This is a genomic window from Devosia soli (genome assembly GCF_000970455.1).
Taxonomy (GTDB): Bacteria; Pseudomonadota; Alphaproteobacteria; order Rhizobiales; family Devosiaceae; genus Devosia; species Devosia soli.
Genome location: NZ_LAJG01000014.1, coordinates 26,894 through 46,518 on the forward strand (window position 1 = coordinate 26,894; position 19,625 = coordinate 46,518).

Annotated in this window: 14 protein-coding genes and 1 tRNA gene; 11 read left to right on the forward strand and 4 right to left on the reverse strand. The window is 60.0% G+C overall.

Features of this window, described 5'->3' with window-relative positions; genetic code table 11:
- Window positions 1–108 precede the first annotated feature (108 nt).
- From VW35_RS04235 to brxL, 8 genes are read left to right on the forward strand one after another with little or no spacing between them, the layout of a single operon-like run.
- The gene (locus tag VW35_RS04235) at window positions 109–612 is read left to right on the forward strand and encodes a BrxE family protein (protein WP_046142472.1); all 504 of its coding nucleotides are present in this window, start codon (window positions 109–111) and stop codon (window positions 610–612) included.
- A gap of 3 nt (window positions 613–615) precedes the next feature.
- A complete protein-coding gene (locus VW35_RS04240; protein ID WP_046141796.1) occupies window positions 616–1,404 on the forward strand; it encodes a BrxA family protein in 789 nt (262 codons plus the stop codon).
- On the forward strand, window positions 1,385–1,960 hold the full coding sequence (locus tag VW35_RS04245; protein WP_046141797.1) for a BREX protein BrxB domain-containing protein: 576 nt from the start codon (window positions 1,385–1,387) through the stop codon (window positions 1,958–1,960). The genes VW35_RS04240 and VW35_RS04245 overlap by 20 nt, the downstream gene beginning before the upstream one ends.
- Before the next feature lie 29 nt (window positions 1,961–1,989).
- The gene (brxC, locus tag VW35_RS04250; protein ID WP_046141798.1) at window positions 1,990–5,616 is read left to right on the forward strand and encodes a BREX system P-loop protein BrxC; all 3,627 of its coding nucleotides are present in this window, start codon (window positions 1,990–1,992) and stop codon (window positions 5,614–5,616) included.
- Between the two features lie 2 nt (window positions 5,617–5,618).
- On the forward strand, window positions 5,619–7,505 hold the full coding sequence (locus VW35_RS04255; RefSeq protein ID WP_046141799.1) for an Eco57I restriction-modification methylase domain-containing protein: 1,887 nt from the start codon (window positions 5,619–5,621) through the stop codon (window positions 7,503–7,505).
- Entirely contained in the window at window positions 7,505–9,403 is a 1,899-nt protein-coding gene (locus tag VW35_RS04260; RefSeq protein WP_046141800.1) for a BREX-1 system adenine-specific DNA-methyltransferase PglX, read from the forward strand. The genes VW35_RS04255 and VW35_RS04260 overlap by 1 nt, the downstream gene beginning before the upstream one ends.
- A complete protein-coding gene (locus VW35_RS04265; RefSeq protein ID WP_046141801.1) occupies window positions 9,400–11,928 on the forward strand; it encodes a PglZ domain-containing protein in 2,529 nt (842 codons plus the stop codon). The genes VW35_RS04260 and VW35_RS04265 overlap by 4 nt, the downstream gene beginning before the upstream one ends.
- Complete coding sequence (gene brxL / locus VW35_RS04270; protein ID WP_200896864.1) at window positions 11,925–14,021, forward strand: BREX system Lon protease-like protein BrxL; 2,097 nt, start codon at window positions 11,925–11,927, stop codon at window positions 14,019–14,021. Before VW35_RS04265 ends, brxL begins: the two co-directional genes overlap by 4 nt.
- 398 nt (window positions 14,022–14,419) lie before the next feature.
- Here the strand turns inward: brxL and VW35_RS04275 are convergent.
- The 3 genes from VW35_RS04275 to VW35_RS04285 all read right to left on the reverse strand — a co-directional run bounded on the left by VW35_RS04275 (window position 14,420) and on the right by VW35_RS04285 (window position 16,418).
- A tRNA-Ser gene (locus VW35_RS04275) sits at window positions 14,420–14,509 on the reverse strand.
- A gap of 59 nt (window positions 14,510–14,568) precedes the next feature.
- Complete coding sequence (locus tag VW35_RS04280; RefSeq protein ID WP_046141802.1) at window positions 14,569–15,540, reverse strand: quinone oxidoreductase family protein; 972 nt, start codon at window positions 15,538–15,540, stop codon at window positions 14,569–14,571.
- Entirely contained in the window at window positions 15,537–16,418 is an 882-nt protein-coding gene (locus VW35_RS04285) for a TerC family protein (protein ID WP_083982414.1), read from the reverse strand. The genes VW35_RS04280 and VW35_RS04285 overlap by 4 nt, the downstream gene beginning before the upstream one ends.
- Before the next feature lie 229 nt (window positions 16,419–16,647).
- On the opposite strand from VW35_RS04285, the gene VW35_RS04290 reads away from it, so the two are divergent.
- From VW35_RS04290 to VW35_RS04300, 3 genes are read left to right on the forward strand one after another with little or no spacing between them, the layout of a single operon-like run.
- Window positions 16,648–17,100: a YeeE/YedE family protein gene (locus VW35_RS04290; RefSeq protein WP_046141803.1), complete on the forward strand. Its 453-nt coding sequence runs from the start codon at window positions 16,648–16,650 to the stop codon at window positions 17,098–17,100.
- A complete protein-coding gene (locus VW35_RS04295; RefSeq protein WP_046141804.1) occupies window positions 17,100–17,564 on the forward strand; it encodes a DUF6691 family protein in 465 nt (154 codons plus the stop codon). Before VW35_RS04290 ends, VW35_RS04295 begins: the two co-directional genes overlap by 1 nt.
- Window positions 17,561–18,727 carry an FAD-dependent monooxygenase gene (locus tag VW35_RS04300; protein WP_046141805.1) on the forward strand — a complete coding sequence of 389 codons (1,167 nt, stop codon included), beginning with the start codon at window positions 17,561–17,563 and terminating at the stop codon, window positions 18,725–18,727. Before VW35_RS04295 ends, VW35_RS04300 begins: the two co-directional genes overlap by 4 nt.
- A gap of 60 nt (window positions 18,728–18,787) precedes the next feature.
- Here VW35_RS04300 and VW35_RS04305 read toward each other — a convergent pair whose 3' ends face one another.
- The gene (locus tag VW35_RS04305) at window positions 18,788–19,528 is read right to left on the reverse strand and encodes an invasion associated locus B family protein (protein WP_083982418.1); all 741 of its coding nucleotides are present in this window, start codon (window positions 19,526–19,528) and stop codon (window positions 18,788–18,790) included.
- Between the last annotated feature and the right edge of the window lie 97 nt (window positions 19,529–19,625).

Genomic DNA, 19,625 nt, shown 5'->3' on the forward strand with positions numbered 1-19,625 from the left:
CAGCGGGCCTGAAACATGGTGCTAAAGGCCTGGCGAGACATAACAGATGTCGGGGACACTCTTCCCGACTACGCCGCAGCTTGGCAGCCTTACGGACAGGGTTTTTCAATGGCGAGTAGTTCAGCGGATCAACTTAAGCCAGTTTGGGAAACCAGATTGCTCGTAGGTTTTCTTGGCGAACGCGCGCAGTTTGGATGGTGGCCGACAGGCTTCTATGAGTCGTCGGGCCGCCTTTTTCTCGAGCCGGTCTTTTCCAGGACACCGCAAGTCGCGCAGTATCATGGGGTCATCGAAGCTGCCCGCCGCCTCCACGACGAACACCTGAGCGTCGGCACTTTTCACCTATTTCGTCTGCCAGAGGAGATAGAGCAGGATCTCCACGTGCTTGTGCAGACTGCGGCGGAAGAATGGGCCCCTGCGGCACTCTATCGAGACAAGCAGACGGCGCTCACCGCGCTTGCCCGTATGGCTGGCGCTTCAAAGAAAGGTGGCGTCGGCCCCATATCAATCGGACATGTGAGAGATATTACCGACCACCTGACAGAAATCGCCTCAGTTTACTTGTCGGCATTTTCGTCCAACGCCCAATCTTTCCCATACCTGGTGAGCTAAGCTATGGCGAAGGGCGATCTCTACACGACGCAGTTGCAAGCAGGATTGGGGCTCGTGAGCGAGACCAAGGCACTGTTAGAACTGTGGTCGCCGGGCATGTCCGTGTCGCAGCTTTGTCAGGTGGCGCTTGATTCGGGCAGGTTTCCGAACGTTACTGCTCGTCGCCTTCGCAATATTGTCGTCGAGTGCTTCGCACCTCGTTACCTCGTTTCAAACGGTGCGCCAGCTCAACATCTAAAGCAGGTCGTGGGTACCGTACCCGGTTCAGATCTTGCCCAGCTCATGCTGGTATTCACGAGTCGAGCCAACCCGATTTTGAGCGATTTCATTGGGAGCGTCTATTGGCAGCGATATGCCGGGGGCTACACCGAAGTTTCCAATGAGGATGCGCGCGTTTTCATCGAGCGCGCGATCGACGATGGTAAGACGGCAAAGCGCTGGTCGGAGTCAACGGTCAGGCGGGTTTCCGCTTATTTGACCGGATGTTGTGCGGATTATGGATTGCTTGAGCGAGGGCTGCGATCAAGCCGCCGAATACTGCCCTTCAGGATATCGTATCCCGCTGCCGCGTATCTGGCTTTCGATCTTCATTTCGCGGGCATCGGAGACAATGCCCTGCTGACCCATCCCGATTGGCAACTCTTCGGGTTGGCCCGCGAAGATGTGTTGGATGAGCTCAAGAAGCTCTCGCTCAAGGGACATCTCATCATCCAGGCCGCGGGCGATGTCGTTCGGATCAGCTGGAAACAACCGAGCATGGAGGCGCTTTGCGATGCCCTCTCTCAGAGATGACTTCGACGAGTTGCGCGAGCGCATCCGACATGGGCGCGAGCTGAGCCATGCCAGCTTCGAGCCCATTTACTATCTGATATTTGCGCCAGACCAGATCCTGGAGGTGAAGCGCCAGACACCTGCATGGATGGCAAAGCTTCATCAAGAGGGCTGGGACGTTCACCCGTTCTCGATCGCGGAGAACCTATGGGGCATCCTTCAGAACGATCCATTTTGGTCCCTTTGTCTGGCGGAAGACAAAGCCTCACCCCAAGACTGGGTGCGCACCAATAAGGCGCTGGCCGATATTGTTACATCCGGAGGCGGTCTGCTTCGGCGTCTCGAGGAAGCGCTTAGGCCGCTCGAAGCCAAGCCGAACGCACTGCTCCTCGTGACGGATCTCGAGGCGCTGCACCCGTTCCTGCGCATCGGTGCGATAGAAAGCCAGTTGCAAGGGCAATTCCATGTTCCAACCGTGTTCCTCTATCCCGGCATTCGAACCGGAAAAACCCGTCTGAAGTTTCTGGGCTTTTACCCGGAAGATGGGAACTATCGGTCCGTCCATGTCGGCGGTTAGAAGATAATCAAAGGCTGGGGGGCTGTGCCGTGAACATCCGCAATCTATTCGATCCGTCCAAGGATATCTATCGGACGATAGAGAAGGTCATCACTTATGGTGCCGCGCAGGAAGCGCGCCTGAAGGCTGAGATCTCCGAATATGTCGTGACCGAGAGCATCGAGGAGCAGTTCCGAAAACTCCTTGATCGTATGCAGCTCGCCATGGAGGCGGGGGGACAGAACGAGGTTGGGGTTTGGGTTTCGGGCTTCTATGGGTCAGGCAAAAGCTCTTTCACTAAGTATCTCGGCCTTGCCTTCGACGACCAGCGCACGATTGACGGAACCCCGTTCATGAAGCACCTGCAGGATCGCCTGCATAAACCCCAGACCAAAGCGTTACTCAGCGCGGTCGTGCAGCGTTTCCCGGCTGCTGTAGTCTTGCTCGATCTGGCCAGCGAGATGCTGGCTGGCGCAACCATGGAAGAGGTTTCCACGGTTCTCTATTTCAAGGTCCTCCAGTGGGCCGGTTATTCGCGGAATCTGAAAGTAGCCGCTTTCGAGCGAATGATCGAAAGGGACAATCGCACCGAGGAGTTGCACCGCCGCGTTGTTGAGGCCTTGCCTGGAGCGACCTGGGACCGCGTTCAGAACAATCCGCTCGCGATCGACGGGCTTATCCCGAAGATCGCGCATGAGATGTATCCGGGATTGTTCCCCGAGGCAAAGTCGTTCTCTTCAAGCACTGAGGGCTTCTTCCAGTTTGAGGATCAACGTGTCCAGGAGATGATCGACATCGTCCGCGAAAAGAGCGGCAAGGAAAACATCATCTTCATCATCGATGAAGTCGGTCAGTATGTCGCGTCACGCGATAACCTGATCCTCAATCTCGACGGACTAGCAAAAAACCTCAAGCGTCTTGGCGACGGCAAGGTCTGGATCATATCCACGGCGCAGCAAACACTGACCGAGGACGATCCACGGGCAGCCTTGAATTCCGACAAGCTCTACAAGCTCAAAGATCGCTTCCCGATCCAGATCGACCTAGAATCCAGCGACATTAAGGAGATCTGCTATCGCCGATTGCTTGGGAAGTCGCCGGCGGGCGAGAAGCAACTTGGAGAGCTGTTCGATTCCCACGGCCAGGCACTTCGACATAACACCAAGCTGCAAGACGCCAAATACTACGAAGCGGACTTCAGCCGTGAGACGTTCATAAACCTCTATCCGTTCCTGCCTGCTCATTTTGACATTCTGCTGCACCTCTTGGGCGCTTTGGCGAAGTCCACCGGCGGCATCGGTCTGCGGTCCGCGATCAAGGTGGTACAGGACGTGCTCAAGGGAGAGGGTGGGACCACGGCGATGGCCGATCAGCCGGTCGGCTGGCTCGCAACGACCGTCACGCTCTACGACGAACTCGAGAAGGACATTCGGCGCGCATTCCCGTCGATCCATCAGGCGGTCGGGAAGGCTCTCATTCGGTTTCCGGACTCGCAACGGCATCAGGACATCGCAAAATCCGTTGCTGTCTTGCAGATCCTCGGCAACTTACCGGTGACGGTGCAAAACGTCGCTAGCCTGATGCAGCCGTCGATCACCGCCCCGTCGCAACTCGAGGCGGTGCAAAAGGCGGTCGAGGAAATGCTCGGCGATGTTCACGTTCCGCTAGGAGAGAAAGACGGCAGTCTCGTTTTCTTGAGCGAGAAGCTCCGGGACATCGAACAAGAGCGTGGCGCATTGGCGCTGCGTTCCGTGGACGTCAAGCGCGTCTTCAATGACGCCTTGCGCGAGGTGTTCGATCCGCTTCCGCGGGTCAATCTGCATGGCACCCTGGCCGTTGCATCCGGCCTCAAGGTGCAGACGGGTAGTGCAGTGACCAGCCTTGCCGGCGATCAGAATGCTATCCAGACAATCGTCGAGTTGGTCCCGGCTGCGGACCATGACGCCGGGCGCGCCCGCATGCTCGACGACTCGCGCAGCCGTACCGGCCGGAACGTCATCGGCCTTTTGGCGCGGACAAACCCCGACTTGGACGACCTTGCCAACGAGATCTACCGCAGCCAGCGAATCGCTGAGCTCCATCGAAACGAGCCCGACCAAGAGGTCCGAGACTACTGCGCCGGGCAACTCGATCGGGCGGCGAAACTTGCCGTTCAATTGCAGAGCAAGACTAAGCAGACTCTGCAGGGTGGATCGTTCGTATTCCGGGGCCAAGCCACAGCAGTTTCAGCGCTCAACGTGGACCTGCTGGAGGCCGCCAAGAAGCTCCTTGCGGACGTCGCCGACCAGGTGTTCGACCGCTACGCCGAGGCGCCGGTCCGCGTCGCCACGGATACTGCTGAGAAATTCCTTAAGGTTGCCAACCCTTCGGCGATCAACAGCAGCCTGGATCCGCTCGGTTTGGTGCAGACGGTTGCCGGCCGTTCGACGTTCCGCTCCGACCATAAGTCGATGATCAGCATTCGCGACTACGTCGACAAGCGGGGCACCGTCGATGGAAAGCGGTTGCTCGATGACTTCAGTAGCGATCCCTTCGGATGGTCGCCCGACACCACGCGCTACATCCTCGCCGCCATGCTGATGGCGGGGGAGATCAAGCTCAAGGTTTCTGGTCGAGAAGTCACCGCAGCGGGCCAACAGGCGATTGACGCGCTCAAGACCAACAACTCATTCAAACCGATCGGCGTGGCGCTGCGGGACGAGCGCCCATCGAACGAGACGCTGGCGCGGGCCGCCGAGCGGTTGACGGATTTGGTCGGCGACACGGTCATTCCCCTCGAGCAGGAAATCAGCAAGGCGACCGCCAAGCATTTCCCGCGGTTCCAATACGACTACGGCTCGCTGGCGGAGAAGCTGAGCGGTCTCGGCCTTGCTGGGAGCGATCGCGTCCAGGCAATGAATCAAGATTTGGCCGACGTGCTCTTTACTGACGCTTCAGACGCGCCGCAGCGCCTGGGCGCGGAGGCTTCGGCCCTATACGACAACCTGAAGTGGGCGTTCGAGGTAAAGCGCTCGCTGGACAATGGCCTTGATGGGACCTTGCGGGAGTTGCAGTCGCACCGTTTGGACGTCGAAGCGCTTCCCGATACGGGCATCCCCGGCGAATTGCGCAACGAGCTTCGGGAAGACCTCTCGACGCTGTCCGATCGCTTGAAGACGGACGACTTCTATAAGCATGTCGCGGATTTCAACTCTCTGCTCACCCACGTTAAAGGGCGTGTCCGCGAGTCCGTGATCGCACTGGGTGATCAGCAGAAGCTTCGGATCAAAGAGGGTGTCGAGGACCTCCAGCGCCTGTTTGAATGGCCGGAGCTTACCCAGGAGGAACGCGGGAATGCCGTAGATCGACTCGAGGCTCTCGCTCTTGCCGTTCCGCACGACATGGCCGGTCTGAAGAAGCTCCTGGCCCGCGACTACGACATCAGCAGCACCATCGAGGACATCAAGCGGTCGATCAACCGGCAGCGGCAAGAGCGCATCCGCCAGGAGCTCGACGAGGAGGCTGCAAAGTACAAGGCGCAAGGCGGCGGCAAGCTCGCACGCTCGATCGCTGTACCGTCCAAACTTTCCTCCGCCAGCGATCTCGACGCGCTGATCCTTGAGCTCAACGAGATCAAGACCCAGCTCGCGCTTTTCGACGAGATCGAGGTTTCCTTCGTAGTGGGCGGAGACGAGTGACGATGGCCTTCGATCAGCCTACCCGAAACCGCCTCCAACGCTTCGTCACTGAGGCCCGAGGCGCTCTGGAAGAAGAGTTTACGCGTCAGCTGCAGAATGACTACGGGATGGATCCGGCCTCAGGCACGGTCGCCCCGCTGGAGAGCCTTCGCCACATCGACGACCAGCAGCGCGAGACGGCGCGGATTCTGCGCGATACACTGGCTCACTATTGCGCCGGCGCCGACACCGACACGAAGGCAGGTCTCGACCGCATCGTGCGCGAACAGGCGTTCACGGTGCTTAACCGCTTGGCCGCGCTGCGCATGGCCGAGGCGCGAGGGCTGCTGATCGAGTCCGTCGGCAATGGCTACCAGGCCAAGGGCTTCCAGCTCTATGCCCGCCTGGCTGGTACCGGCCTGGGTGAAACCGGCGACGCCTACCGCGTCTACCTGCAAAGCGTCTTCGATGAGTTCGCGCAGGACCTGCCTGGCCTCTTTGACCGCTACTCGCCGCAGGGGCGCCTCTTCCCCCGTGAGGCCGCACTGCTTCAGGTCCTGGCACTCATCAACCACGGCGAGATCGAACCGCTCTGGGCCGAGGACGAGACCATCGGCTGGGTCTACCAGTACTTCAACTCGAAGGAAGAGCGCAAAGCGATGCGCGACGCGTCCCAGGCGCCGCGCAACAGTCGGGAGCTCGCCGTTCGCAACCAGTTCTTCACACCGCGCTATGTGGTGGAGTTCCTGGTCGACAACACGCTCGGGCGGCTCTGGTTCAACTGGACGGGCGGGCAAACCTCGCTGCGCGACCGTTGCCAGTATCTGTTGGTGAAACCAGACGAGCAGCCCGAACCTGCCGCGCGCCTGCGCGATCCCCGCACCGTCAAGCTGCTCGACCCCGCCTGCGGCTCGATGCATTTCGGGCTCTATGCCTTCGACCTGTTCCAGGCAATCTATCGCGAGGCATGGGATTGGGAGCAGGCGAATGGCCCGAACGCGCTGGATCGGGCAACCGGTGGCAGCCCCGATCTGAAGCCGCTGTCAGAAACCTATGCCGACCAGGACGCCTTCCTGCGCGACGTGCCGCGGCTGATCATCGAGCACAACATCTATGGCGTCGATATCGACCCGCGCGCGGCGCAGATCGCGTCGCTGGCGCTGTGGCTCCGGGCGCAGCGCACCTGGCATGAGGCGGGCGTGAAAGCCAAGGATCGACCGCAGGTGGGCCAGGGCCATGTGGTGGCAGCGGTGGCGCCCCCGGCCGAGGTGGAGCTGCGCAAGCGGTTCATGGAGGAACTCGATCCTCTGGATGCCGAGCTGTTCGAACAGACGCTGTTCTTGCTCAAGGGCCTGCCCGAGCTTGGCGTGCTGCTGCAGGTTGAGAAGGAGCTGCCCGCGCTGATCCGCAAGGTCTTTGGCGAGCATGGGCAAATGTTCGCGAAGGAGGACATGGCGCAGTGGCAGAAAGCCGAGGCGCGGCTCCACGAGGCGCTGACGGACTATGCCCGTGCGGCGCGGTCCACCTATCAGGGGCGATTGTTTGCCGAGGACGCGCTGCAGGGCCTGCGGATGATTGACCACTGCCGTGAGATCTTCGATGTGGTCGTAATGAATCCGCCCTTCGGCGAACTAGCAATAAATTCAAAGGCCGCCTTAGCAAAGGCGTTTCCGCGAAGTAGTAATGATCTTCTGGCTGTATTCGTCGAGCGCGGACTTGAGCTCATGCGAAAGGGTGCGCAGATTGGAGCGATTACCTCGCGCACCTGCTTCTTTCTTTCGAGCTTTCAGAAGTGGCGTGAAGAAGTTGTATTAGGTGTCGCGCACCCTGCGGTTGTTGCTGATTTGGGCTTAGGCGTCATGGATGACGCCATGGTTGAAGCCGCCGCCTATGCCCTGGAGAAGCAATAATGACTGAATTTCTGCGCCTTTTGGCCGAGGAAGAGAAGTCAAGCGCTCTTCTTGCAGTTTGCGTTTCGCTAAGGTCCGGGGCTCCCGATATTCGGGTGTTCAATATGGACACTGCCTCATTTGGTGTGGTTCCGGGAACGCCGTTTGCATACTGGGTTAGCGATCAAGTTCGCAATACTTTTAAGAAATTTGAGCCTTTTGAGGGCAACGGCCGCGTTGTGAGGCAGGGTCTTGCAACTGCAGATGATTTCCGCTTCGTCAGAGCTTGGTGGGAAGTATCAGCAAATTCCGACAAGTGGCCAGGTTTTGCAAAGGGGGGGAAGTTTTCGCCTTTCTATGCGGATGTCTATCTTGTCGTGAATTGGGGTGCGGATGGAGCCGAGATCAAGAATAATCTGAATGAAAGGGGTGGTGTGAGGTCAAACGTATGGATGCTTTCTGACACCGCAGCTAAATACTTCAGAAAGCCCGGCCTTACTTGGCCGTCGCGCGCCAGAAAATTCGCTCCGCAGGCGCTTGCCAGCAATTGCCTTTTCTCGCAGCGGGGTTACCTCGCATACTTCCCTGATGGGGACCAAATCGTCTCCCTCGCGCTGTTTAACAGCGCCGCATTTGATTACATATTCAAGATAACCTTGGGTCGATTTGGCTATCCAGAGTTCTTGGTGGGCATCTTGAAGAAGATGCCCCTGGCTGTGCCCGACCCTTCTGCCGCTCAGCGGCTGGAGCACCTTGCACGCACCGGGTGGTCCAACAAGCGCGCGCTCGACACCATTGAGGAAACATCGCACGCCTTTTACTTGCCTTCTGCCTTGCGGGCGCGACTTGGAGATTACGATCCTTCAGTTATCGAGGCCAAACTTGACGAGATTCAGACTGAGATCGACGAGATTGCATTCGACCTTTACGGTTTCAATAACAAGGATCGGGTTGCCGCAATTGGTTCGGCGGATGAAGTTTCCGATGTCGCAGCTGAGGACACAGACGATGGCGAGGACGAGGATGCGGCTGAGGCGATCAATCAGACCGACGGTCTGGCCAGTTGGGGCGTAGGCGTTGCCTTCGGTCGCTTCGACTGGCGTCTCGCAACCGGCGAGCGGGAAGTCCCATCCGAACCTGACCCCTTCGACCCGCTGCCCGCCAAAAGCCCCGGCATGCTGCCCGACAGCGCCGCGCCGTTCCATGTTCACAGTGGCATCTTGGTGGACGACCAGGGCCACCCTCATGACCTGCCGCGGCTGATCGAAGAAGTCCTCGCCCGCGTCCAGGCGGATGTGCCTGGTGACGCGCGCCGCTGGCTGCAGCGCGACTTCTTCCCCCTGCACCTGAAGCAATACAGCAAGAGCCGCCGCAAGGCTCCGATCTACTGGCCGCTCTCGACCACCTCGGGCAGCTACACGCTGTGGCTCTACTACCCGAGGCTGACCAGCCAGACGCTCTATTCCGCCGTCAACGACTTCGTGGAGCCAAAGCTGAGGCAGGTCAGCCGCGATGCCGCCACACTGCGCGAGAAGGGCGCCGTCCGCTCGCGCGATGACGAGAAGGCGTTCGAGGCGCTCCAAGCCCTTGAGCTGGAGCTGATCGAGCTGCGCGATACCCTACTGCAGATCGCGCCCACCTATCGCCCGAACCATGACGACGGCGTCCAGATCACCGCCGCGCCGCTCTGGCAACTCTTCCGCCACAAGCCCTGGCAGAAGATCCTGAAGGACACATGGGCCAAGCTCGAAAAGGGCGACTACGACTGGGCGCATGTGGCCATGGCCTATTGGCCCGACCGCGTGCGCGAGAAGTGCGAGACCGACAAGTCGCTAGCGATCGCCCACGGCCTCGAGAACCTCTACGTCGAGCCGGAGGCCCAGCCGAAGAAGGCCCGCAAAAAGCGGGGTGACGCGTGAGCATCGCCGCCTTCATCCGCGACACCATCCTGCGCCCCCGCTTGCTCGAGGCGGGCTGCATGGTCGTCTACGACCCGGATCGACGTTATCAAGCGATTTGCGCCGGCCTCGAGGACGACCGTATCCGCGTGGTGGATGCATCGGAGAGCAGCATCGAAAGCAGGCTGGCGGCGATCGAAGCGCTGCGCGAGGTCGGTCGGCCAAAGAGCGACCTAGATGCGGTTCTGATCTACGTGCCCAAGCGGCGGTCGGAGACGGAGGAGGAACAACAGGTCGATCCATTCTCGATCTATGCCGCCAGCGGCGCCAGGTTTCCGCGGGACGACGGCGACGATTATCTGAGCCTCTGCCTGCGCGCGAAGCCCGACCATTCGACCGAGGTTCGCCGCGTTTTCGCCGGCTCGCCGTCAGGCCCGGCTTTTTCGGTCATCGATGCGATTGGCGGCGGCGTCAGCTGGCCGCAGTTGCGCGCCGCCCTGAAGGTCGAGTCCGGACGGGAAATCCTCGTCGCTCTGCTCGAGCCCAGTGTGGCGCAGGTCGACGCGCTCAAGGCTCAGGAGGGATGGGGCGACGAAGCCCGTGAGTTTCTGAGGGCGACCCTGGACATGAGCGTCAAGACTAGGGGCAAGACGTGGAATGCCCTCGCCGACGAACTTTGGCGCTATGTGCTTTTCAGCGAATTCGTGTTCGACCTGCCAGTCGCGTTGCCGGCGTCGCTGAAAGACGTGCCACATGCACCGACCCAGGCAAAGCCGATCGTCGAGGATGTCTGCGATCGGCTGCGCAACAACCCAAATACACGCAACACCTACATAGAACGAGCCGAGGCGATTGAAGCCGAATTGGATCTGCCGGATCGGTGCAGTTCGATTGAAGACCTGGGTGAGCGGGACACGTTCCCGTTCGAGGAGCGAACCTTTCTTAAGGCTGCGATCAAGGGAATCGCGGCCAACGACATGGACGCCGCCCGTCGCGTGTTGGCCCGCCACAAGAACTCCGTGTGGCTTGGAAAGGGCGAAAGCCAGGCCCAATGGGAGCTGCTTCGCGCCGGTCTCAGCCTCATCGAGGCCTGCGACGATTATGAGCGGCAACTGCCGGAAAATGCGCGTTCTCAGGCCGATCTGCTGGAATTCTATCTGGGGAGCCTCCGGGAAGCCGATCGCCTTCAGCGCGAATTCGAGCAGGCGGTCGGAGACTTCTTGGATCCTCATGGCCTGATGCAAGAGGTGATCGATGAGGCGCGAGCCCGCTATCGTCGTCTCGCCGAGCGAGTCCAAGCCGTTTTCGTCAAACACCTTGAGACGACCGGCTGGACGCCACCAGGACGGCTCGCCAATGCCGACGTCTTCGATCGCTTGGTAGCGGATCGCCTGAAGGAGAGCGGACGACGGATCGCTTACCTGATGATTGATGCGCTGCGCTACGAACTCGGCGTGGCGTTGGAAAAGATGCTGTCCGAAGACGGACCGGTTGAACTGCAGGCGGCCTACGCCCAGCTTCCGACGATCACGCCGGTGGGAATGGCCAGCCTGTTGCCCGGCGCCCGGACGGAACTGACGCTCAGCCTGGAGGGGGACTCGCTGGTCCCGAAACTGGGCGGAGCGCGTGTCGCCAACGTCAGCCAACGCATGGACGTTCTGAGGAAACGGCTCGGCGACCGGTTCCAGGAGATGACGCTCAACGATTTCGTTCGCGGCAAGCCAAAAATCTCCGAGACGGTCGACCTTCTCATTCTGAGGTCCACCGAGATCGACAGCCAGCTGGAGAGCAACCCCGAGACTACCCTCGGCCTGATCCCAGGGACGCTGAAGCTCATCCGCGTGGCGCTGCATAAGCTTCGCGGGATGGGCTTCAGGGACGCAGTCATTGTGACCGACCACGGCTTCTTCCTGAATGCCCAGGCGGAAGCAGGCGACGTGTGCATCAAACCCCAGGGCAACTGGCCAATCACCGCACATGATCGGATGATGTTGGGTGATGGCAATGCCGACGTGCACAGCACGGTCATCGGTGCGGAGAAACTAGGCGTTCGAGGTGATTTCGCGCAGGTCGCCCTGCCTCGGAGCATGGCGCCCTATCGGGCGGGACACCTATATTTTCACGGCGGGGCCTCTCTCGCAGAAGCTGTTGTACCGGTGCTGGTGGCGCGGCTGGACACCGATGAGCCGGCTGCGGTTGGTCGGGTGACGGTCGTGCTTTCCTACAAGAACGGCGCCAAGCGCATTACAACGCGCGTGCCAGTGATCGATATCCGGGTGCAGTCCGACGACATGTTCTCGCTGGATGTGAGCGTCGAGGTGCTGATCGAGGCCCAGGACGCCAAGGGCAATGTCGTGGGCGAGCCTCGCCCAGGCGGCGATGTGAATCCCGCCACGCGCACGCTCACACTCATGCCGGGTCAGAGCAAGCAGATCGCCTTGCGCATGGATCCGGACTTCGAAGGAAAGTTCACGGTCAAAGCGCTCAATCCAACGACACTGGCGAGCTTCAGCACCCTCGCTCTCGAAACGGATTACACAGTATGAGCGAATTGGATGCACTCGATCGGCAGCTGACGTCGGCGTTCGACGGCAAGGTCGTCCGCAAGGATCTGCTGCATCGGATTAAGAAGGGGACGAACGTACCGACATTCGTGCTGGAGTTCCTCCTCGCGCGCTTTTGCGCCAGCGACGACCCGGCCGAGATTGACGCGGGGATGGAGGCCGTTCTCGCGACTCTACAGGACAATTATGTCCGCCCCGACGAGGCCAATGCAGCCCAATCGAAGGTCGCGACCAAAGGAAAGCACCGATTCATCGACAAGGTGCATGTGCGATTTGTCGAGAAGGAGAAACGCCACTGGGCGTCGCTGGAGAACTTCAACTCGCAGCGCATCGCCGTCGGTGAGAAATTCTACCGCGACAACGATCGCCTGCTCGAGGGGGGGATATGGGCGGAGGTGACGCTAGCGCACAACGCGATCGAAGAAGACGATTACGCTTTCTACATCGAGGACCTGCGCCCAATTCAACTCTCGCGCTTTGACTTCGAGCAGTACGCGGAAGGCCGAAAGGCGTTTTCACGGGACGAGTGGCTCGACGCGATCATGCGGTCGGTGGGCCTGGAGCCGGCCAAGCTCTCCAAGCGGGTGAAGCTACATTTCATCGCGCGACTGGCGCCTCTGGTTGAGCCGAATTACAACTACATCGAGCTCGGCCCTCGCGGCACAGGTAAGTCCTATTTCTTCAGCGAATTTTCGCCTTACGCCACTCTAATCTCGGGCGGTCAGGCGACCAAGGCGACACTCTTCTATAACAACGCCCGGCGAAAGGTCGGCCTCGTAGGCTATTGGGACACCGTGGCCTTCGACGAAGTGGGAGGGATCAAAGTGCGCGATCCCGACACCATCCAGATCATGAAAGATTTCATGGCCAATGGCCGCTTCTCGCGCGGCGCGGAGGTGATCGCCGACGCGAGCTTGAGCTTCGTCGGAAATATCGATCTTTCAGTCGAACAGGTCGTCAACTCGACCGAGTACGACCTTTTCCAGCCGCTACCGCCCGAGTTGGACTTGGCGGTGATGGACCGGTTCGCCGCGTATATCCCAGGCTGGGAGATGCCCAAGAACAGCAGCGAGTTTCTGACGAACCGGTATGGTTTTATTACTGACTATCTGGCCGAGGCTTTCCATTACCAGTTTAAGCACACGAACCGGTATGAAGAGGTCAGTCGCCGCATCCGACTCGGTAAGGCCATTGAGGGGCGGGACGAGAAGGGCATTAAGAAGACGGTCGCGGCCTTCTTGAAAATCCTACACCCGGACAGCGGCGCCACCGACGAGGAGTTTGAGGAGTACGTCGCATATGCGACCGAATGCCGGCGTCGGGTGAAGGAGCAAATGAACAAGCGCAAACCCGATGACGAGTTTGCGCGCATCAACCTGTCGTACTTCGGGGCGAGCGGAGAAGAAATAGTCGTCTTTTGCCCTGAGTCCAGAGACGCGCTCGCCACACAGCAGCCAGAGCGCCGGCGTCTCAACCAGGATGAGACGGAAGAAACGACCAAGCCACGTGCGGCGCGGCCCGATCCGGTTAAAGCCGAACCATCCGCCGCGCCTGTCCAGCCGTCTGTCGATGAAGCTCGGGTTGAGGCCGCTGCCGCAGAGCCGCAGGAGCAGCATTTCACAATTCTGTATGGCGACACCGGGCACAGCTACGAGTCGATCATGGGACCGTATATCCGCGGAGCCAAGGCGGTCACGATTGAGGACCCTTATATTCGCCTGCCTCATCAGATTCAGAATTTTGTCCGCTTCTGCGAGACCTGCCTCAAATCGGGTACGGTCAAGTCGATCGACCTGATCACTGGCTACGACGACAAAACTCAACTCGCATACATCTCTGAGAAGATTGAGGATCTGAAGCAAAGCCTCCTAGAAATGGACGTCGTGCTTAGTGTGAAGCTGAACCCAAACATGCACGACCGGGAAATTCGACTGGACAATGGCTGGGTCATAAAGATTGGGAGGGGGTTAGATTTTTATCAAAGGCCTGGAAGCTGGTTTGAAATCGGCACGAACGATCTCAGCCTTCGAAAGTGCCTCGAGACAAAGGTCGATATCTTCAAGACGGCGAACTGAAAAGGCACAGGAAGCCGTCCGCAGACCTAAGAACCGGGGGCCGGATGCGCTTTTGGACGCGCCTAGCCGCTTCCGTCGAGAGGTAAGCACCGAGACCGTCATGCACTAACTTGAGCAGTTGGCAACGTTTAGGAGTTCGACGCCAGACTCTCTTGAGGATCCGGAACACCGCTTGCGACTGTAGGCCCCAGGGCGAGCTAACCCGCTGCCCCACCCCAACAAAAAGCTATGTACCAAAAGGCCGAAGTCACCAGCATTGGAGAACACTGGGCCTGGAGAGAGCATTTCAGCCCCCTGCCCCCACAATGACAGTCATCAGGTGCAGCCGCGAAGGCCCGCAGTACCTAGGGTTCTCACCTCTGCACTATCCGCTGGGAGAATGTTCGTTGCTGAAGGAGTGGCGGGTAGGGAGGGATTCGAACCCCCGGAAGGCTTGCACCTTCGCCGGTTTTCAAGACCGGAGCAATCAACCGCTCTGCCACCTACCCGTTGCGTGCCCGTTTAGCCGCGCCGCGCCGCTCTGTCCAGAGGGCGCGACGCGCGATTATCAGGGGGTGAGGATTACTGAGCCGGTCGTCTGTCGCCCTTCAAGCGCTTGATGCGCTTGCCTAGCATCGGCAAGCGGAAAGCGCGCCGAGATATCGACCTTGATGTCTCCCGATAGGATCGCACCGAATAGAGCTTCGGCACCGTCGAGGAGCACCGCTCGGTCGCCAAGATAAGTAGCCGTTGTCGGACGGGTCACGTAAAGAGAGCCCTTGCGCGCGAGAATGCCCAGGTCCGGGACGGAGACGACGCCCGAGGCATTGCCGAAGCTGACCATGAGCCCCCTGGGCCGCAGGCAATTGAGCGAGGCATCAAAAGTCGCCTTGCCGACCCCGTCATAGACCACATCGACACCCCTGCCTCCGGTAATCTCTTTTACCCGCTCAGCAAAATCTTCGGTCCGATAGTCAATGACGTGATCGCAGCCATTTCTTTTCGCGAGCGCAACCTTTTCGGGCCCGCCAGCCGTGCCGATCACTTTAGCGCCCAGCGCCTTGGCCCATTGCGTGGCGATCTGGCCCGTGCCGCCTGCGGCAGCATGCCAAAGGATCGTCTGTCCGGCTTCGACCTTCCACGTCATGAACAAAAGATAGTACGCGGTCAGCCCTTTGAGCAGAACAGCCGCCGCAGTCTCGTCGCTGATGCCATTGGGAATAGGTACCAGCCGATCTGCCGCGATCAGGCGCTCCTGCGCGTAAGCGCCGATCTGTCCTTGATAGCAGACACGATCCCCGACTTTGACCGTGTGGACGTCAGGCCCGATGGCCTTGACCACCCCTGCCCCTTCATTGCCCCCCACGAAGGGCAGCGACACCGGATAGAGCCCGGAGCGCTGGTAGGTGTCGATGAAATTAAGGCCAATAGCTGTTTGTTCGATCAAAGCCTGACCGGGTCCCGGTTGAGCAACCGGCCAATCTTCAAGCGTCATGACGTCAGGTCCGCCCGTCTGGCGGATCACGATGGCCTTCGTCATCGCGGAGTCTTCGGTTTGCGCGGCGCAGATTTGGGGCGCGATTGCGCTTGGCGCACATTGGCGGAAACCGGACGTCTGTTGACGGCAGCAACGCCTGCTTCGGACGAGACCGAGCCGGTGTCGCCGGTGAATGGCGTTACTGGATGCTTCCCACCGCCCTTTGCCTTGCGGCTCTTGGCAAAAATGTTGATCGCCTCGACAAGCACCGAGAAAGCCATGGCCGAATAGATATAGCCCTTCGGAATGTGGAAGCCCAAGCCATCGGCCACCAGGGTAACGCCGATCAGCAACAGGAAAGCCAGCGCCAGCATCTTGGTCGTCGGGTGATCGGCCACGAATTTGGCGATCGGGCCGGAGGCGACGAACATCACGCCCACGGCAACGAGAACGGCTGCGACCATGACGGCGACCTGATCGGCCGGCACCATGCCTACGGCGGTGATGATCGAGTCGATCGAAAACACCATGTCTATGACGACGATCTGGAGAAGGATAGCCTGGAGGCTAGCGGTCGCCGCTTCCTTCAGCCCGACTTCGTGCGGCTCTTCAATGGCCGCATGCATTTCATGGGTCGCTTTATAAATAAGGAACGCGCCACCAGCGACGAGAATGATGTCCTTCCAGGAAAACGCATGCCCGAACGCGGTGAAGACCGGGTCCTGCAGCTGAACGATCCAGCTGATCAGGAACAGCAGGATGATGCGGAAGACCAGCGCCAGGCCGATGCCGAGCTTGCGGGCAAATTCGGCCTGCTCGCGTGGCAACCGCGAAACGAGCACCGAAATGAAGACGATGTTGTCGATCCCGAGGACGATCTCCATGACCGTCAGGGTTAGAAAAGCGACCCAGACATTAGGATCGTAGAGAAGCTCAAGCATCGTGGGCTCCGAAAAGAGGATTCGTCATCACTGTAATGGGTTCTGGGCGTTTGTGGAGAGTAGTTTGCATGCACCATAACGCCGCGCGGCACTTCCGTTTCCGCTCTCAATGTCCGCGCAGTGGTTTTTTCTCTCCGGCCCCATCTGGAGAACTCCAATGCCACCTGCGCGCTGGCGGCGCCATCTCTGGTGGTGTTAGGGTTCGTCACCCACATGTCGGAACCTGATCATGGAATCTTTTACGCCTCTGACGGCCGCGATTGGCGGCGCTTTGATCGGCCTCGCCTCGGCAATTCTCTGGCTCGGCAACGGCCGAATCGCTGGAATTTCCGGGATTTTCGGTCAATTGCTGCCCCCGGCGCAAAGCGTCCTCTGGCGTGCGGTGTTCATCGTTGCGCTCGTCGCGGGCGCATGGGCGGCCGCGCGCTTTTTCCCCGAGCTTGGTGCTGGCGGCGTTGAGCCGGCGCGCCTCGTCGCGCCACCCACAGGGTGGAACATTCCCATGCCAATATGGCTCGTCGCCTCCGGCCTTCTCATTGGCTTCGGCACGCGCATCGGGAACGGCTGCACCTCAGGCCATGGTGTCTGCGGGTTGGCCCGCCTGTCGTTCCGGTCGCTCATCGCCGTCTGCGTCTTTTTTGGCGTAGCTGTCCTGACCGTTGCAGTGACGGGGATCGTCTGATGACCCGCCTGCCCTATCTTGCTACTGCCGCCCTTTCAGGCCTGCTCTTTGGTGTGGGTCTTTACGTTTCCCAGATGGTCGATCCTCTCAAAGTCCTCCGCTTTCTTGATTTCACAGCCATACCGTCCAGCGGTTGGGATCCGAGTCTGGCGTTCGTCATCGTGCCGGCAATTCTGGTCATGTTCGTCGCCGTGCGGATCAGCCGCAGGCGTACGGCGCCGCTCTTTGATGCACGCTTTAATGAACCCGAATATAAAGGCATTGATAGTCGGCTGGTCGGTGGTGCGGCCTTGTTCGGGATCGGCTGGGGTATGTCCGGCATCTGCCCGGGCCCGGCAATCTCGCTGATCGCCTTTCCGCCTGATGGTCTATGGATTTTTCTCGCCGCACTGGCGACGGGATCCCTTGCTGGCAGCTTGTTGCGGCCGCGCCAGCCCGCCCTGAAGACTGCGGAGGCAACATGACTGAAAAAGACGCCGATATCATTGTCGTCGGTGGCGGACTGGCTGGCCTCGCTGCCGCGGTCAGCACAGCGCGTGCCGGCTACTCGGTCATCCACCTTGCCCCAAACGCCCCATCGGATCGACGCACTTCGGCACTAATGATGCCGAGTGTCAATTTCCTCGTCTCCTCCGGCCTTATCGAGGAGCCGGCCGAGCATGGCCATCCATTGACGGCCATTCGCATCATTGACGCCACGAACCGCCTCATTCGCGCTCCCGAAACGCTTTTCGATGCGCGTGAGGCTGGCTTGCCTGCGTTCGGCTGGAACTTTGCAAATGCTAGGCTGCTGGAGCGCTTCCAGGCCGCTGCACCCTCGAATGGTCTCATCACACGCTACGAGAGCGTTACTGCTTATTGTCGTGAGGATGGCATCGGCGTTGTCACACTGTCCGATGGCTCGACAGTGGGTGCCCCACTGGTCGTCGGCGCGGATGGAAAGAAGTCGCTCATTCGTGCGCAAGCCAGGATCGCGGCCCGCGAGCATAACTTCGAGGAAGCTGCGTTGGTTTGCGATCTCGAGCTCAGCCGCTCCATCGGCAGCACCTCGATCGAGTTGCATTATCCTCACGGGCCCTTCACGCTCGTTCCGGCTGGCGGCAAGCGTGCCAATCTGGTCTGGATCGATGAAGGAAAGGTTTTGCGCGACGCCCAGGCATCCGGCCCCGAAGCGCTGCTTTCGACGTTTCAGCAGAAATCGCAAAACCTTTTTGGCGCGTTGAAACTTGCTTCGCCCAGCGTCGTCTTTCCGCTCAGCGTCTTGAGCGTCGCTCAGGCAGGATCAGGCGGTACTGTCCTCGTCGGAGAGTCTGCCCACGCGTTCCCACCCATCGGCGCCCAGGGCCTCAACCTTGGCCTGCGCGATGTCGCCGATCTCGTCGCCAGTCTGGCTGCCGCCGACAAGACTGCGCTTGATTGGCCGGACCAGGTCAGCGCCGACTATTCCGATCGTCGCGCGGGTGATCTTGCACGCACCGGCACCGTTGTCGATGCGCTGTTCCGGTCGCTGCTCGCCGAAATGCTGCCGACACAAATGATGCGCGCGGGAGGTCTCTGGGCCCTCAAATTGCTCCCGCCATTGCGACGTCAGGCTTTTTCGCTCGGCATGGGTAAGCGCTCAGCCTGACATAAAGGAAGAAGGGCGCAGCTTTCGCTGCGCCCTTCTTCATCATGATGATGAGTCGACTTATTGAGCCGGCGGGGTCGCCGGTGCTTCGGTTCCGGCCGCCGGTGCGTCAGCACCCGGAGCGCCAGTCTGGTTAGTCAGTTCCTGGCGGAGCTGTTCGGCCCGATCCTGCAGAACTTGCTCGAGCGCATTTTCGCCCGACGTTTCCTGCTGGAACTGCTCAAAAGTCATGGCAGTGTCGCTGTCATAGGCCGCGGTGAAACCAGACAGGTTGATCTCGATGGTGAGGTCCTGGTTCTGCCGGTTCTTGGCTGTAAGAGTGAGCTTGTTGCCGCCCTTGAGCGAATTCACATACTGCTCGTTGATCACGAGCTGCGTGGCGCACGAGGTCGGGTCGCAGATCATGTAGGGTACGCGGACGGGCTTCGCCCCGTCGATCTGCCAGGTGAGGCCGAACGGCAAGAGGACCCCGAGCGGCACGGCTGCGACGGCGAGAAGACGCGATTCCTGGCCTGGATCGTCACGCAGGAGGAACGAGCCAAGGAACTGCCCATTGGCGAGCACCACTTGGCGCATGATGCAGGCCTTCTGCCCATCTGGCAGCGGATCGCAAACCTTGAGCCAGTTCTGCGCCGGGCTGGCAGCGGCAGCGTTTGCATCGGCAGCTGGGGGAGTGGCCGGAGCCTCGGCAGCGGGAGCGTCCGGCGCGGGTGTGGTGGTCTCCTGAGCGAAAGCCGACAGCGGCGAGAGCAGCAAGGCAGCCGCAGTCAAACCGGCAACGAGGGGTTTCCTGAATTCCATAGAGTGTCCTTGCCTTCCTTGGCGGTCTTGGCGGCACTCCGCCACCTAGAAACTTACCTGCCCTTCAAGGGCTCAAATCGGGCAATAACATGACCGG